The sequence below is a fragment of the Pseudomonas sp. MYb118 genome, from assembly GCF_040947875.1.
In the GTDB taxonomy this organism is placed as follows: domain Bacteria; phylum Pseudomonadota; class Gammaproteobacteria; order Pseudomonadales; family Pseudomonadaceae; genus Aquipseudomonas.
In genome coordinates this window covers 213,574-228,764 of the sequence record NZ_JBFRXN010000002.1, presented here as the reverse complement: position 1 = coordinate 228,764, position 15,191 = coordinate 213,574, and the positions used below count along the sequence as shown (strand labels likewise).

Annotated in this window: 8 protein-coding genes; 7 read left to right on the top strand and 1 reads right to left on the bottom strand. The window is 63.9% G+C overall.

Features of this window, described 5'->3' with window-relative positions:
• Window positions 1-125 precede the first annotated feature (125 nt).
• Window positions 126-6,998: a DUF6543 domain-containing protein gene (locus tag ABVN20_RS06845; protein ID WP_368554782.1), complete on the bottom strand. Its 6,873-nt coding sequence runs from the start codon at window positions 6,996-6,998 to the stop codon at window positions 126-128.
• A 288-nt stretch (window positions 6,999-7,286) separates the two neighbouring features.
• Between ABVN20_RS06845 and ABVN20_RS06840 the strand changes: the two genes are divergently transcribed.
• The 7 genes from ABVN20_RS06840 (at window position 7,287) to astE (ending at window position 15,170) form a co-directional block, all read left to right on the top strand.
• Window positions 7,287-8,507 carry an aspartate aminotransferase family protein gene (locus tag ABVN20_RS06840; RefSeq protein WP_368554781.1) on the top strand — a complete coding sequence of 407 codons (1,221 nt, stop codon included), beginning with the start codon at window positions 7,287-7,289 and terminating at the stop codon, window positions 8,505-8,507.
• Window positions 8,508-8,759: 252 nt separating this feature from the next.
• Complete coding sequence (gene aruF / locus ABVN20_RS06835) at window positions 8,760-9,779, top strand: arginine/ornithine succinyltransferase subunit alpha (protein WP_368554780.1); 1,020 nt, start codon at window positions 8,760-8,762, stop codon at window positions 9,777-9,779.
• A 71-nt stretch (window positions 9,780-9,850) separates the two neighbouring features.
• Window positions 9,851-10,879 carry an arginine N-succinyltransferase gene (astA, locus tag ABVN20_RS06830; RefSeq protein ID WP_368554779.1) on the top strand — a complete coding sequence of 343 codons (1,029 nt, stop codon included), beginning with the start codon at window positions 9,851-9,853 and terminating at the stop codon, window positions 10,877-10,879.
• Entirely contained in the window at window positions 10,876-12,342 is a 1,467-nt protein-coding gene (astD, locus tag ABVN20_RS06825; RefSeq protein ID WP_368554778.1) for a succinylglutamate-semialdehyde dehydrogenase, read from the top strand. Before astA ends, astD begins: the two co-directional genes overlap by 4 nt.
• A 148-nt stretch (window positions 12,343-12,490) precedes the next feature.
• Window positions 12,491-13,837 carry an N-succinylarginine dihydrolase gene (gene astB / locus ABVN20_RS06820; protein WP_368554777.1) on the top strand — a complete coding sequence of 449 codons (1,347 nt, stop codon included), beginning with the start codon at window positions 12,491-12,493 and terminating at the stop codon, window positions 13,835-13,837.
• Window positions 13,838-13,856: 19 nt separating this feature from the next.
• Window positions 13,857-14,147, top strand: coding sequence for a topoisomerase II (locus ABVN20_RS06815; protein WP_368554776.1), 291 nt, complete (start codon window positions 13,857-13,859; stop codon window positions 14,145-14,147).
• Window positions 14,148-14,159: 12 nt separating this feature from the next.
• Window positions 14,160-15,170: a succinylglutamate desuccinylase gene (gene astE / locus ABVN20_RS06810; RefSeq protein WP_368554775.1), complete on the top strand. Its 1,011-nt coding sequence runs from the start codon at window positions 14,160-14,162 to the stop codon at window positions 15,168-15,170.
• Window positions 15,171-15,191: the final 21 nt, after the last annotated feature.

The following is a 15,191-nucleotide window of genomic DNA, read 5'->3' as shown; positions in this document are numbered from 1 at the left end:
AACCTACAACCCTGTAGGAGCGAGCATGCTCGCGATGGTCGCCAACGATGACGCTGGCTGCCTGAATGCCCGCGGTGTCTGGACCTTCATCGCGAGCATGCTCGCTCCTACAGGTACGGGTTGTGTCAGGTGGCCTGGTTTTTTTCGTTTTGACGCCGCATCAATTCGGCGCGAGCGTCGGCCTGTGTGCCGGGTAATTCGAAAAACAGGTTGCTGGCTGCTTCGCTGGTCAAGTCCGGGTACAAGGCGATGACCTGTTCGATGTCCGCGGGGGCCGCCCAGGCGCCGAAATCGCTGCCAATTGTTCGCCGATAGGTTTTGACCCGCTCCAGCGTCTCGGCGGACAGCGGGTTGTTGCTCAGATCAAAACCATCAGCGGCAGTACGGGACAAGGCAAAGATCGCCTCGGGCAGTTCGCGGATGCGGTTATCGCGCAACAGCGCCGTGGCCAGGTGTGGCAACGTCAGCAAGCCGTCCGGGAGGCGATCGATGTCGGTGCTGGACAGGTCGATGAACGTCAGTGATTTCAGCGCAGTGGTATCCGGCACCGTGCCCAGCGGATTATCGTACAGATCGAGCATCTTCAATCGCGGCAACGACGCCAGGGCTGTGCCCCCTTGCGCATCGAGCACCAAGGCGCAGCGGCTCATCACCAGGAAGTTGAGCGACGGCATGGCACTGATCGCAGCAGGCATCCGGCCGAGGGCAAAATTGCGCAGTTCCAGGTGTTGCAGGCCGGTAAAGCATTCCAGGAACGGCGAGGCAATGCCCAGGGCGTCGTGACCGGTCAGGGACAGCAGGGAAACATGGCTGAAGTCCGCCGTCAGGGCTGGCAATTCACCGAGGAACGTCGGCCGGGCAATCAGCGAGTTGTCCCGCAACTCGGTGGCTTGCGGCAGCCGGTGGCGCCAGAAGTATTCGAGTTTTTCTGCGAACTCGCTGCGCTCGATCCGCTCGGCCGCGATTTCCTCGGCGTTCAGGACATGCCCGTCCACCGGGTGTTGCGTGGGAATCTGCGGGATCCAGCGGTCGAGGTCGAGGCTCATTTGGGTAATGTCTGCTTCCCAGCGCGTCAACTGGGCGCGGCCGTCTTCCAGGGTGCCGGGCAATTTGTAGAACACATGGCTGGCGTCTTCCTCATCCAGTTCCGGGAACAACCCCCGCGTGCGCTGGATGTCGGCCGCTTCGGCCCGCACGGCGAAGTCATTGCCGGTGGTGGCATAACCGCGCTTGATGCGCTCGCGGCTGGCGGCCGACAGCGGGTTGTTGGCCAGGTTGATGCCTTCGGCGCTGTCCGGCTCCATGGCAAACAGGGCTTCGGGCAATTCGCGGATGCGGTTGCCGTGCAGCATGGCGAGGTTCAGGTTCGCGAGCTCGGTCATGCCCGCGGGCAGGTGCTCGATGTCGGTGTTGGGCAGGCGCAGTTCGTTCATCAGCGGCATGCCTTCGACACTCGGCGCGACGGTCAGCGGGTTGTCGCTCAGGTCAAGCGCTTCCAGGCCGTCCAGCGTCGACAGCACCGCCTGGCCTTGCGGGGTCAAGGCCAGCTGGCAATTGCTCAGGACCAGTTCCTTGAGCACCGGCATGCGCGTGATTGCCGGGGGTACCTGGCCCAGGGCGAAGTTGCGCAGGTCGAGGACGTGCAGGTTGGCGAACAACTCAAGAAAGGGATCGACCGCGCCAATGGCCGGGTTGCCCCGCAGGCTTAAAAAGGACACGTGGCTGAAATCTGCCGTGAGGCGTGGCAGGTCGCCGAGAAAGGCCACTTGCAGGGCGTAGTGGTTTTCGCGCTTGAGATCGGGGCCAGGTCGATCACGCCAATGGCTCTCCAGGATCCGTGCGAACTCGGCGCGGGTGACGTGGTTGGCCAGTCGATCCACGGCGTTCAACGGCTGATCAGTGAGTGGGTGCCGCTCGGGTGCTTGCAGTGACCAGGCCTGGAGGTCGGCGTTCAGTTGCGTCAGTTCTTCGCGCCAGCGCTCCAGCTGTAGGTGGCTGTCCTGCAGGGTGCCGGGCAGGTTGTAGATCACGTCACTGGCAGCCTGAATGTCCAGCGCCGGAAACAGCGCCTGGGCCCGGGCAATGTCGGCTGCATCGGCGTGCACGCCAAAATCCCGGCCGATTTCGCGAAAGCGCGTCTTGATTCGCTCGCGGGTTGCGGCCGACCAGGGGTTGCCTGCAAGCTCGAAACCGTCGATACGCTCGGCGGGCAGGTCGAGTATGGGCTCCGGCAGTTCACTGGCCTGGTTGTCGCTGAATACCAGCGTCTTGAGCTGTGCATGCTCGACAAGCCCGGCCGGCAGTGTCGACAGGCCGCTGTTGGAGACATCCAGGTAAAGCAAGCCTGGCAGGGCGGCGAGGTCGGGGGTGGTGGCCAGCGGGTTGTTGGACAGTTCGAGGATTTTCAGCCGGTTCAGCGTGGCCAGCGCCGATTGACTCTCGGGGGTGAACACCACACCGCAGCGATTCAGTATCAGGGTATCGATGCCCGGCATCTGCGCGACAGCCGCAGGCACCCGCCCCAGGGCGAATTCACTGAGTTGCAGGGTGTGCAGGCGGGTAAAGCGTTGCAGGAACGGCTCGACGCCGGTGATGTGGATGTTGCCGATCAGGCTCAGGTTTGGCACGTGGCTGAAGTCTGCGGTGAGCGTCGGCAACTCGCCAATGAACTTCAGTGCCGCGCTGAACGTGTCGGGATGAACACGGTGGCGGGTACGCCAGAAGCGCTCCAGTTGCCGGGCGAACACTTCCCGGGACACGTGCTCGTAGAAGGTCTCGTTGATATTGAGCAACTGGCCGGAGGCCGGGTTGCGGTCGGGAATGTCGTTTTCCCATTGCGCGAGGTCCGCCAGCAGGCGGGTGAGTTCCTGCTCCCAGCGGCTGAGCTGCTGCCGCCCGTGCTCCAGGGTGCCGGGTAACCGATACAGCAGGTCGGTGGCCTGGAGCACATCCTGCTCGGGGAATAGCAGGCGAACCCTATCGGTGTCGACGGGCTCGGCCAGCACCGCAAAGTTCTTGCCGGTGCGGCCGTAGTGAAGCTTGATTTTCTCGCGGGCGGCGGCAGACAGCGGATTGTTGGCGAAGTTGAAACCGCTGCTCAGCTCCGGCCCGAGGGTAAACAGCGACTCGGGCACTTCGCTGAGGCGGTTGCCAAAGAAGTTCACGGCGATGAGCCGTGAGTGACTGAGCAGGTCCTCGGGGGCGCTCAGCAGTCCGGTATTGGCCAGGTTGAGTTCACGCAGTTCGGGCATGGCATGCACATTGGGGGCGCGCGCCAATGGGTTGTCCTGCAGGTCGAGAATCGACAGCGTCGGCAAAGCGGCCAGCACCTGCTGGTCGGCGGGCGACAGGGTCAGGCCGCAGTTGCGCACCACCAGTTGGCGCAGGTCGGGCATCGAGGTCATGGCGCTGGGCAATTGGGGTAGGGAAAAGTCCTGCAGTTCCAGGTGCATCAGGCCGCGCATGCTCTGCAAGAAGCCATCCAGACCTGCGGTGCCGGCTCCGCCATTGATCTGCAACCAGGCGATATGGCTGAAGTCGGCATTCAGGGGTGGCAACTCGCCGAGTATCGAGCCTGGGATGAACAGCATATGTCCGACTGGCCCTTCTGTTTCCCGGCGCCAGCATTGCTTGAGTGTGCGCTTGAGGAAGCGCCGGGTCAGGCGCACATCCTGAAGCTCGGCATCGGTCAGGGCGATGCCGTTGCGGTCGGCGGTCGGTGTCGCATTGGCCCAGCGATTCAAGTCCTGGGTCAGCCGGGCATATTCCTCGCGCAGACGCGACAGCTCGGCCCGGGCGCCCGCCGGGTGATTTTGCAGGTTTGCCAGCGTTGCCTGGATCTGCTCGGCAGAGTAGCGCGGGTACAGCACCTGGACCCGTTGCTCAAGGGTCAGTGGCAGCTCATTGGAGGTGCGCAGCATCCGCGGGTAACCATCAAGCCCGACCAGGCGCAGGGTGTCCACGGCTGGGGCAATCATCGCTGTGCCCGACAGCGTCACGCCAAGCTGCTCACGCGCCGCTGGGCGCTCACGGATTACCGCGCGCAAGCGTTCGCCCTCGCCGATGTGCAGGCCCAACACCTGGCGCTCACTGTCCGGCAGGGCGTACAGGACGCTGGCGTATACATCGCTGAGCGAATGCAGGGCCTGGCCCTGACGGTCGTGTGGCTGATAACGGCCATCGGACCCTCTGACCAACACTTTCAGTTCAGGCGCATCCGCCGCGCCGATGCTCGACAGCAGCGGCCCTTCGAAGGTCAGGTCGCGTACCTCTAAGCGCACTTCGCCGCTCCAGCCCGGCAGGCGCGGCAGGCTTTGCAGGGCGAGGAGGTCGGTGTCGGGGTTGCGCACCGAGTCCAGCGCCAGCCCCTCGAACGCGCGGGTGATGCGCAGTTGCTGGCGGGCGTGGGCGATCAGTGCCTGCTGGCGCTCGGGCACCTGGCCCTGGCGCAGTTGCTGGCGTTCTTCGGTGGTGGCGGTGTCGAGCAATTCGCGGGTGAGGCTGGCGGGCAGGGGGGGTTGGTGCTGCGCGGCCAGGGGCTCGTCGCTGCGTTCGAGTGCCTGGTAGCGGGTTTCGAACAGCTCGGTGCGTCGCTCATGAGCCAGGCGCAACACCTGCTCGCGCAACGTCTGGCTGCGCACGTCGAGCGCCAGGGTCGGTTGGCCGAACTCCTCGCCGAGCAGGGTCTTGATGTCACCTTCGTCGAGGTTTTGCAGCAGGGTCTTGAGCAGGTCGCCTTCACTGAGGTTGTCCTGGCACATCTCAATCAATGGCAGGCTTTCATCGGTTGAAGAGGTCCAGGCGAGCTGGCCCTGGGCGTCGATGAAATGCAGGCGTTTACGGGTTGGCCAGCGCTGATGTTGATCGAGCAATTGCAGTTGCGTCAGCGGATCGGCCCGGCGGTATTGCTCGGGCTGGTCGCTGCCAAGCTGGGCGATGAATTGCCCAAGGTCACGGTCGATGCGAAAACGCCGCAGGCTATCGGCGAGCAATGGCGGCAGCGGTTCCTGGTTAACGTGCATCTTGCGCAGTGCATCCTCGGAGTAGCCGCTGACCTCAAGTATCTCCTGGCGCTCGGCAGCCGTTAAGCCATCGACCCGGTGACCGATGCGGCGCAGCAGGGCATCGGCGTCCCACTCCAGCGGCTGTTCGAGTTCGCTGTGCCAGGCGCCGTCGCCGTTGTGGTGCACCTGCGGTTTGTACGCCTCGGGGTAGTTCGGGTGTTCGATGTGGTACTGGCCCGTGGTCGGGTCTTCGCTCACGAGGTAATGCACCTCTTCGATGGGCAGCCACTGCTTGCCCTGATGCTGACGCAGGCCCAACTGATTGACCGGCGCATCGGCGGGTGGCGCCGGCTGCTGGTAGGCGTCCAGGTCCGGCTTCCAGTAGCGGGTTTTCCCGTTGCCCAGCTCGACCGGCTTGAAGCGGTCGATGAAGGCCACGACCTCGGGCGGCAGCACCTGGCGATACAGGCCGGCGGCAATCACCGAGCCCTCGGCGAAAATGCCCAGTTGCACCAGCGATTCCATGACGCTCATCAGGTGGTCGAAGGCTTCACCCGTTTGCCCCTCGGCCCAATCGACGATGCCTTCGAAGGTGTCGTCGAGCAGTTGATAGGCCATGTAGGCCATCATCAGGCCGCCCAGCACCGGCACGAAAGGCGCGGCGATGAAGGCCGCAGCCTGGATCAGGCTGGAGGCCAGGTTGAGCGCAAAATCCCAACGCCTCCAGCGGGCTTTCTGATCGACGCTGGCGGTCGGCACGGCGAGGCTGCGGGCGTCGTTGAGGATCTTGTCCAGTTTGCGCAGGTATTGGTGCTGCCACAGTTCGCCGCGCAACGGCGTGGCGACGATTTGCAGGTTCGGCGTGGCGATGGGCTCCTCGCGCCAGGGCGGCAGGGCGCTGCCCTTGACCGGTTCGTGCCACGTCACCTCGCTCAGACGCTGGTTCAGGTTGGCGAAAAATTCCCCCAGGCGCTCGTGGTCGATGAAACGGCTGAAGAACTGTTGATAGTCCCTGGCCCGCAGTTGGCGCAGCAGCTCGTTGGCCATCTCCTGGCTGGAGGCGTATTGCTTGATCGGGTGCTCGGGGTCGTCGGGAATGTAGGCCACCACCGTGCCCGCGGGCTGCCCCGCTTCCAGGTCGGTGGCGAACACCACGATGCCGGTCAGTCGTGCCGACATCATTGTCAGCGTGTGACAGCGCAGCGCCTGGCCGTTGATGCGCATGCCTTGCAGCCCGCCGGCCAGTCCGCCGATCAGGCGCACATAGGCCTCGTCGATGTCGCCGTTCATTCGCGCGTATTGCATGGCAACCTGCAGTGCGGCTTGTTCGCTGGCCTGGATCTTCAGGCGCAACACGGCGGCGCCCACTGGTTCGGTAAAGCCCAGGCTGTCTTTCAGGTAGGCCTCGTACTGGGCGCCAATATCAAGCTCGCGGCACAGCTTGATGAGCGCCGGGATGCTCAACTTCTGTTTGATTGACGGCAGGGTGTCGAACTGGCCGCTCGGGGTGGGCGCGGTGATGAAGGTCGAGGTGCTTTCATAGGTGTCGCTTTCCTGCTCTTCGAAGTTGTGCAGGGCGGCGTCCAGCAATGAAACCGTCCAGGTGCGCGCACCGGTGGTGATCGCAAAGCCGGGCACCGTGACCTTGATGTACAGGCGCAGAAAGGTGTTGCGCACATCCAGGTCGAGGTCGAAGTGGTTTTTCAGCGCGTCACGCAGCAGCGGCTCGGCGAAGGCAGCGGCGTCCTGCAACTGGGTCAGACGCTGCTCGACAGCGCTGTGGGCGGCCCAATGGCTGGCGGTCAGCGCCTTGAGTGTCTGGTGCTCGGTGCTCGACGCGGCCTTGAGGCCGGCCGCGAGCTGCGGCGCGCTGGCCTTGAGCGCCTGGCGGTGGGCCGGGGAGAGTTGGCCGAGCCAGTCGGGCAGGGCGCTGGCCAGGTGCTGGTAATGGCTGTCCGGATGTTCCGCCGGCGAGGAATCGGGTGACGCCTGCATCGTGCTGTTCCTTGAACGTTGAAAGAACGCAAAAGGAAATCAGGGATCGGCGGGCCATCGGCGGTACATATTTGTCGGATCGGCCGGCGTGACCCTGCCTCTGAGCCCGCCAGCAGTTTAAACTGCGCCTTTGCGACCCTATTTGTCGCATTGCCGTAAACCCGGCTGAAACCGGGGTTTGCGCTATAAGAAGTTGTCGCTTGGCGACAAGGACAGGCTGAAAACTGTCCTTACAATCCCCCCATCGCTCGCCAGTTTCAGGCGGGTGTTCCTCTTCAGGAGACTCCGATGTCCGTTGAGCACGCTGCGGTAGAACGCGCCGATTTCGACCAGGTAATGGTTCCCAACTACGCGCCTGCCGCTTTCATTCCGGTACGTGGCGCCGGTTCCCGCGTCTGGGACCAGTCCGGCCGCGAGCTGATCGACTTCGCCGGCGGGATTGCCGTTAACGTACTGGGCCACGCACATCCTGCGCTGGTCGGTGCCTTGACCGAACAGGCGAACAAGCTGTGGCACGTGTCCAACGTGTTCACCAACGAGCCGGCCCTGCGCCTGGCCCACAAGCTGGTCGACGCGACCTTCGCCGAGCGTGCGTTCTTCTGCAACTCCGGCGCCGAGGCCAACGAGGCCGCCCTGAAGCTGGCCCGTCGTGTCGGTTTCGACCGCGCCGGCAGCGAAAAATACGAAATCATCGCCACCGTCAACAGCTTCCACGGCCGTACCCTGTTCACCGTGAACGTCGGTGGCCAGCCGAAGTACTCCGACGGCTTCGGCCCGAAAATCACCGGCATCACCCACGTGCCGTACAACGACCTGGCCGCCCTCAAAGCCGCCATTTCCGACAAGACCTGCGCGGTGATCATCGAGCCGATCCAGGGCGAGAGCGGGGTGATCCCGGCTGAACTCGAATACCTGCAAGGCGCCCGTGACCTGTGCAACGCCCACGACGCGCTGCTGATCTTCGACGAAGTGCAGACCGGCATGGGCCGCACCGGCCACCTGTTCGCCTACCAGCACTACGGCGTGATCCCGGACGTGCTCACCAGCGCCAAGAGCCTGGGCGGTGGTTTCCCGATCGCGGCGATGCTCACCACCGAAGCGCTGGCCAAGCACCTGGTGGTCGGCACCCACGGCACCACCTACGGCGGCAACCCGCTGGCGTGCGCCGTCGGCGAGGCGGTGATGGACGTGGTCAACACCCCTGAAGTACTGGCGGGCGTGAAGGCCAAGCACGACAAGTTCAAGGCGCGCCTGGAGCAGATCGGCGAGAAGTACGGTCTGTTCACCAAGGTACGTGGCATGGGCCTGCTGATCGGCTGCGTGCTGACCGACGCCTGGAAAGGCAAGGCCAAGGACGTGTTCAACGCCGCTGAAAAAGAAGGCCTGATGATCCTGCAAGCCGGCCCGGACGTGGTGCGCTTCGCCCCGAGCCTGGTGGTGGAAGACGCCGACATCGACGAAGGCCTGGACCGCTTCGAACGCGCGGCGGCAAAACTGACGCAAGCTTGATAGACCCTTCGACGCCTGGCGATGTCGGGCGTCGATCAGAATTTTGTACGCCGGACCCGTAGTTCTCCCTGTGGGAATTTCCCACTGTGGAACACCCTCTGTGGGAGCGAGCCTGCTCGCGATGGTGTGTCAGTCGACACCAATGTGTCTGATCCACCATCGCGAGCAGGCTCGCTCCCACAGAAGGGGCCACAAGGGGCTGAAGGGCCCGGCTTATTTTCCTCAAAGAGTTGAAAAAAAAGGAGTGACACCATGCTGGTGATGCGCCCCGCGCAAATGGCTGATCTGGGCGAGGTACAGCGTCTGGCTGCGGACAGTCCGATTGGTGTCACTTCCTTGCCGGATGACGTTGAACGCCTGAGCGACAAGATCGCCGCGAGCGAAGCCTCGTTCGCCGCCGAAGTCAGCTTCAATGGCGAAGAGACCTACTTCTTCGTCCTCGAAGACACCGCCACCGGCAAGCTCGCCGGGTGCTCGGCCATCGTCGCCTCGGCCGGCTACTCCGAGCCGTTCTACAGTTTCCGTAATGAAACCTTCGTGCACGCCTCCCGCGAGCTGAAGATTCATAACAAGATCCACGTGCTCTCGCAGTGCCACGACCTGACCGGCAACAGCTTGCTGACCAGTTTCTACGTGACGCGCGACCTGGTGGGTTCGCCCTGGGCGGAACTCAATTCCCGTGGCCGCCTGCTGTTCGTTGCCAGCCATCCGGAGCGCTTCGCCGATTCGGTGGTCACCGAGATCGTCGGCTACAGCGATGAAAACGGCGACTCGCCGTTCTGGGATGCCATCGGGCGCAACTTCTTCGACCTCAACTACGCCGAAGCCGAGCGCCTGTGTGGCCTCAAAAGCCGCACCTTCCTCGCCGAACTGATGCCGCATTACCCGATCTACGTGCCCCTGCTGCCGGACTCCGCGCAGGAGGCCATGGGCCAGGTGCACCCACGGGCGCAGATCACCTTCGACATCCTGATGCGCGAAGGCTTCGAGACCGACCACTACATCGACATCTTCGACGGTGGCCCGACCCTGCACGCACGGGTGTCCGGGATCCGCTCGATTGCCCAGAGCCGCGTGGTGCCGGTGAAGATCGGCGAGACGGTGAAGGGTGTGGGGCGTCAGTACCTGGTGGCCAATGCGCAATTGCAGGACTACCGCGCCGTGTTGCTCGAGCTCGATTACGCGCCCGGCAAACCGGTGACCCTGGATCTGGAAGCGGCCGAAGCCCTGGGCGTCGGCGAAGGTGCCAGCGTGCGCCTGGTGGCGGTTTAACAGCGGCTTGTCCAACTGCAAAGCAGCATGAGTTTCGCGGGTGGCGCAGGCGGCCCGTTTGAGGAGATAGCATGATCGTTCGTCCCGTACGCAGCAGCGATTTACCCGCTCTGATCGACCTGGCCCGCAGCACCGGCACTGGCCTGACCACCTTGCCGGCCAACGAAGAGCGCCTGGCCCATCGGGTCGGCTGGGCCGAGAAGACCTTTCGCGGCGACGCCGGGCGCGCGGACGCCGACTATCTGTTCGTGCTCGAAGACGACGATGGCCGGGTGGTGGGCATTTCCGCCATCGCTGGCGCCGTGGGCCTGCGCGAGCCGTGGTACAACTTCCGTGTCGGCCTGACCGTCAGCGCCTCGCAGGAACTGAACATCTACCGCGAAATCCCTACGCTGTTCCTGGCCAACGACCTGACCGGCAACTCCGAGTTGTGCTCGTTGTTCCTGCACGCCGATTACCGCAGTGGCCTCAATGGCCGCATGCTGTCCAAGGCGCGGTTCATGTTCATCGCCGAGTTCCCGCAACTGTTCGGCAACAAGATCATCGCCGAGATGCGCGGCGTGTCCGACGACGCCGGCCGTTCGCCGTTCTGGGAAAGCCTGGGCCGGCACTTCTTCAAGATGGAATTCAGCCAGGCCGACTACCTGACCGGCGTGGGCAACAAGGCGTTCATCGCCGAATTGATGCCCAAGTTTCCGCTGTACACCTGCTTCCTGTCGCCGGACGCGCGCAACGTCATCGGCCAGGTGCACCCGGACACCGAGCCGGCGCTGTCGATGCTGCGCAGCGAAGGTTTCAGCTACCAGGGTTACGTCGACATCTTCGACGCAGGCCCGGCCATCGAGTGCGAGACCGCCAAGATTCGTGCGATCCGCGACAGCCAGGCGCTGGTGCTGGCCGTTGGCACGCCGGGCGACGATGCCACGCCGTTCATCATCCATAACCGCAAGCGCGAAGACTGCCGCATCACTGCCGCACCGGCACGCTTCGCCGCCGGCACGCTGGTGGTTGATCCACTGACCGCCAAGCGCCTGCAACTGACCGCAGGCGATCAGGTGCGCGCCGTTCCGTTGTCCGCTGCCCGGGAGTCGAAACAATGAATTCGCTATACATCGCAGGTGAATGGCTGGCAGGCCAGGGCGAAGCCTTCCAATCGCTGAACCCGGTGACCCAACAGGTGCTGTGGGCCGGCGAGGGCGCCACCGCCGCCCAGGTCGAGTCGGCCGTGCAGGCCGCCCGCCAGGCGTTCCCGGCTTGGGCGCGTCGCACCCTGGAAGAGCGCATCTCGGTACTGGAGGCTTTCGCTGCCGCCCTGAAAAGCCACGCCGACGAACTGGCCCGCGCCATTGGTGAGGAAACCGGTAAACCGTTGTGGGAAGCGGCCACCGAAGTCACCAGCATGGTCAACAAGATCGCCATCTCGGTACAAAGCTACCGCGAGCGCACCGGCGAGAAGAGCGGCCCGCTGGGCGACGCCACCGCCGTCTTGCGCCACAAGCCCCATGGTGTGGTGGCGGTGTTCGGCCCGTACAACTTCCCCGGTCACCTGCCCAACGGCCATATCGTGCCGGCGTTGCTGGCCGGTAACAGCGTACTGTTCAAACCCAGCGAGCTGACGCCGAAAGTCGCCGAGCTGACGGTCAAGTGCTGGATCGAAGCCGGCTTGCCGGCCGGTGTGCTGAACCTGTTGCAAGGCGCGCGGGAAACCGGGATCGCCCTGGCGGCCAACCCTGGCATCGACGGGTTGTTCTTCACCGGTTCCAGCCGCACCGGCAACCACCTGCACAACCAGTTTGCCGGCCGTCCGGACAAGATCCTCGCCCTGGAAATGGGCGGCAACAACCCGCTGGTGGTCGATCAGGTCGCCGACGTGGACGCAGCGGTCTACACCATCATCCAGTCGGCGTTCATCTCCGCCGGCCAGCGTTGCACCTGTGCGCGCCGCCTGCTGGTGCCGCAAGGCGCCTGGGGCGATGCGTTGCTGGCGCGCCTGGTGGCCGTGAGTGCGACCATCGAGGTGGGCGCCTTCGATCAACAGCCGGCACCGTTCATGGGCTCGGTGATTTCCCTGGGCGCAGCCAAGGCCCTGATGGATGCCCAGGCGCATCTGCTGGCCAACGGCGCCACGGCGTTGCTGGAAATGACCCAGCCCCAGGCCCAGGCGGCGTTGCTGACCCCAGGCATTCTCGACGTGACGGCGGTGGCCGAGCGTCCGGATGAAGAGCTGTTCGGCCCGTTGCTGCAAGTGATCCGCTACGCTGATTTTGAAGCAGCCATTGCCGAAGCCAACGACACCGCCTACGGCCTGGCCGCGGGCCTGTTGTCGGACTCCGAAGCGCGTTACCAGCAATTCTGGCTGGAAAGCCGCGCCGGTATCGTCAACTGGAACAAGCAACTGACCGGCGCCGCGAGCAGCGCCCCGTTCGGCGGCGTCGGCGCTTCGGGCAACCACCGCGCCAGCGCCTATTACGCTGCGGATTACTGCGCGTACCCGGTGGCCTCGCTGGAGACGCCGAGCCTGGTGTTGCCGGCGGCCCTGACACCTGGCGTGAAGATGGCGTGATGCCCAATCGCGAGCAGGCTCGCTCCCACACTGGATGTGTGTCCGACACATGACCCCTGTGGGAGCGAGCCTGCTCGCGATGGCCGCGCCGCGGTCTCAAATATTGTTACTGAAGCCTATAACAACAGATCCACGTGGAGCCTCGCTGATGAAATCCTGTGAAGTCAATTTTGACGGTCTAGTGGGGCCGACCCATAACTACGGCGGGTTGTCCTACGGCAACGTCGCCTCCCAGAGCAACAGCCAGCAGTCTTCGAACCCGAAGGAAGCCGCGCTGCAAGGCCTGGCGAAAATGAAAGCGCTGATGGACATGGGCTTTACCCAGGGCGTGCTGGCGCCGCAGGAGCGCCCGGATGTCGCCGCCCTGCGTCGCCTGGGTTTTGCCGGCACCGACGCGCAAGTGATCGAGCGTGCCGCCAAGGAAGCCATGCCGCTGCTGGTCGCTAGCTGCTCGGCGTCGAGCATGTGGGTGGCCAACGCTGCCACGGTCAGCCCGAGCGCCGACACCTTTGATGGCCGCGTGCATTTCACCGCCGCCAACCTCAACTGCAAATACCACCGCAGCATCGAACACCCGACCACCAGCCGCGTGCTGGGGGCGATGTTCGCCGACCAGAAACACTTCGCCCACCACGCCGCGTTGCCGGCGGTGGCGCAGTTCGGCGACGAAGGCGCGGCCAACCACACACGTTTCTGCCGCGAGTACGGCGAAGCGGGCGTGGAGTTCTTCGTGTTCGGGCGCAGCGCGTTCGACACCCGCTACCCGGCGCCGCAGAAATACCCGGCCCGCCAGACCCTCGAAGCCTCGCAAGCCGTGGCACGCCTGCACGGCCTGAAGGATGACGGCGTGGTCTACGCCCAGCAGAACCCGTCGGTGATCGACCAGGGCGTGTTCCACAATGACGTGATCGCGGTCGGTAATGGCGAAGTGCTGTTCTATCACGAGGATGCATTCCTCGAGACCGACCAGATGCTGGCCGAACTGTCGAGCAAGCTCGCCAAAGTCGGTGGGAAATTTCAGGCAGTGTGTGTACCGCGTTCGGCGGTGACCGTGGAAGATGCGGTTCGCTCCTACCTGTTCAATAGCCAGTTGCTGTCGCGTCCTGACGGCTCGATGCTGTTGATTGTGCCGGAAGAATGCCGTGGCAATGAGCGCGTGTGGCAGTACCTGCAGGGTTTGACCAGCTCCGGCGGGCTGATCCGCGAGGTCAAGGTTTTCGATCTCAAGCAAAGCATGCAGAACGGCGGTGGCCCGGCTTGCCTGAGGCTGCGCGTGGCGCTCAACGAAACCGAACTGGCGGCGGTCAACCCAGGGGTTATCATGACGGCACCGTTGTACGGCACCCTGACCGCCTGGGTCGAGAAGCACTATCGCGACCGCATGACCGAAAGCGACCTGGCGGACCCGCAGTTGCTGCTTGAGTGCCGGACGGCACTGGATGAACTGACACAAATCCTTAAACTGGGCGCGGTTTATCCTTTCCAGATCAATTGAAGTCGAGAGCGTAAAAAACATGAGCGATACCCTGCAGCTGATCCTTGAAGATACCGACGGCACGCAACTGGAAACCTCCTGCACCCGCGTCGCGGTCCTGTGGCAAGGCAAGGAGCTGTGGATCCAGCAGGACGGCCGCGGCCAGTTGCTGATCGGTGTGGACGTTGAAGAAGGTGACGCCGAATACGCCAACCTGCTGCTGCGCCCATTGGCGACTAATCTGGTAAGTCTGCAACTGGAGATGGAACCGGCCGACCTCGGCGACGAAGACGGCCACGTTCACGGCCCGGATTGCAATCACGACCACTAAGGAAACCGCTCTATGCTCGCCCTCGGCAAACTGCTTGAACTGACCCTCGCCGGCCGTGAACCGGCGGAGAAGACTCAACTGACTGTCGAAGGCGTGCGCATGCGCTGGTTGAGCGAGGGCGCGCTGGAAGTACGGCCGCCCGAAGCCCGTGACAATGGCCTGGACCTGCTGCTGTCGGCCGGTATCCATGGCAATGAAACCGCGCCGATCGAGTTGCTCGACCGGCTGCTGCACGACATCGCCCGCGGCGACTTGAAGCCGCGTGCCCGTATCCTGTTCCTGTTCGGCAACCCGGAAGCGATTCGCAAGGGCGAGCGCTTCGTTGAGCAGGACGTCAATCGGCTGTTCAATGGCCGTCACGAACAAAGCAGCGGTTCAGAGGCCTTGCGCGCCTGTGAGCTGGAGCGCCTGGCGGCGAGCTTCTTCAGCCTGCCGGATCGCCAGCGCCTGCACTACGACCTGCACACGGCGATTCGTGGCTCGAAGATCGAGCAGTTCGCGTTGTACCCGTGGAAGGAAGGTCGCCAGCATTCCCGCCAGGAGCTGGCGCGCCTGCGTGCCGCCGGGATGGAAGCGGTGCTGTTGCAGAACAAGCCGTCCATCGTCTTCAGCGCCTACACCTACGACAAGCTGGGTGCCGAGTCCTTCACCCTGGAACTGGGCAAGGCGCGGCCGTTCGGACAGAACGCCGGGGTCAACGTCAACCTGCTGGAAACCCGCCTCAAGCAGATCATCGAAGGCAACGAACCCGAGCTTGCCGAGGCTCAGCTGGACGGCCTGCAGCTGTTCAGCGTGGCGCGGGAAATCATCAAGCACAGCGACAGCTTCCGCCTGAACCTGCCGGCGGACATCGAGAACTTCTCGGAACTGGAAGTGGGCTACCTGCTGGCCGAAGACATCGCCCAGACCCGCTGGATCATCGAGGAAGAGGGCGCCCGCATCATCTTCCCCAACCCGAAGGTCAAGAACGGCTTGCGTGCGGGGATCCTGATCGTGCCGGCGACTGACGAAAACCTGGCCTGAGTGCGGCTGAATCCCTGTTGA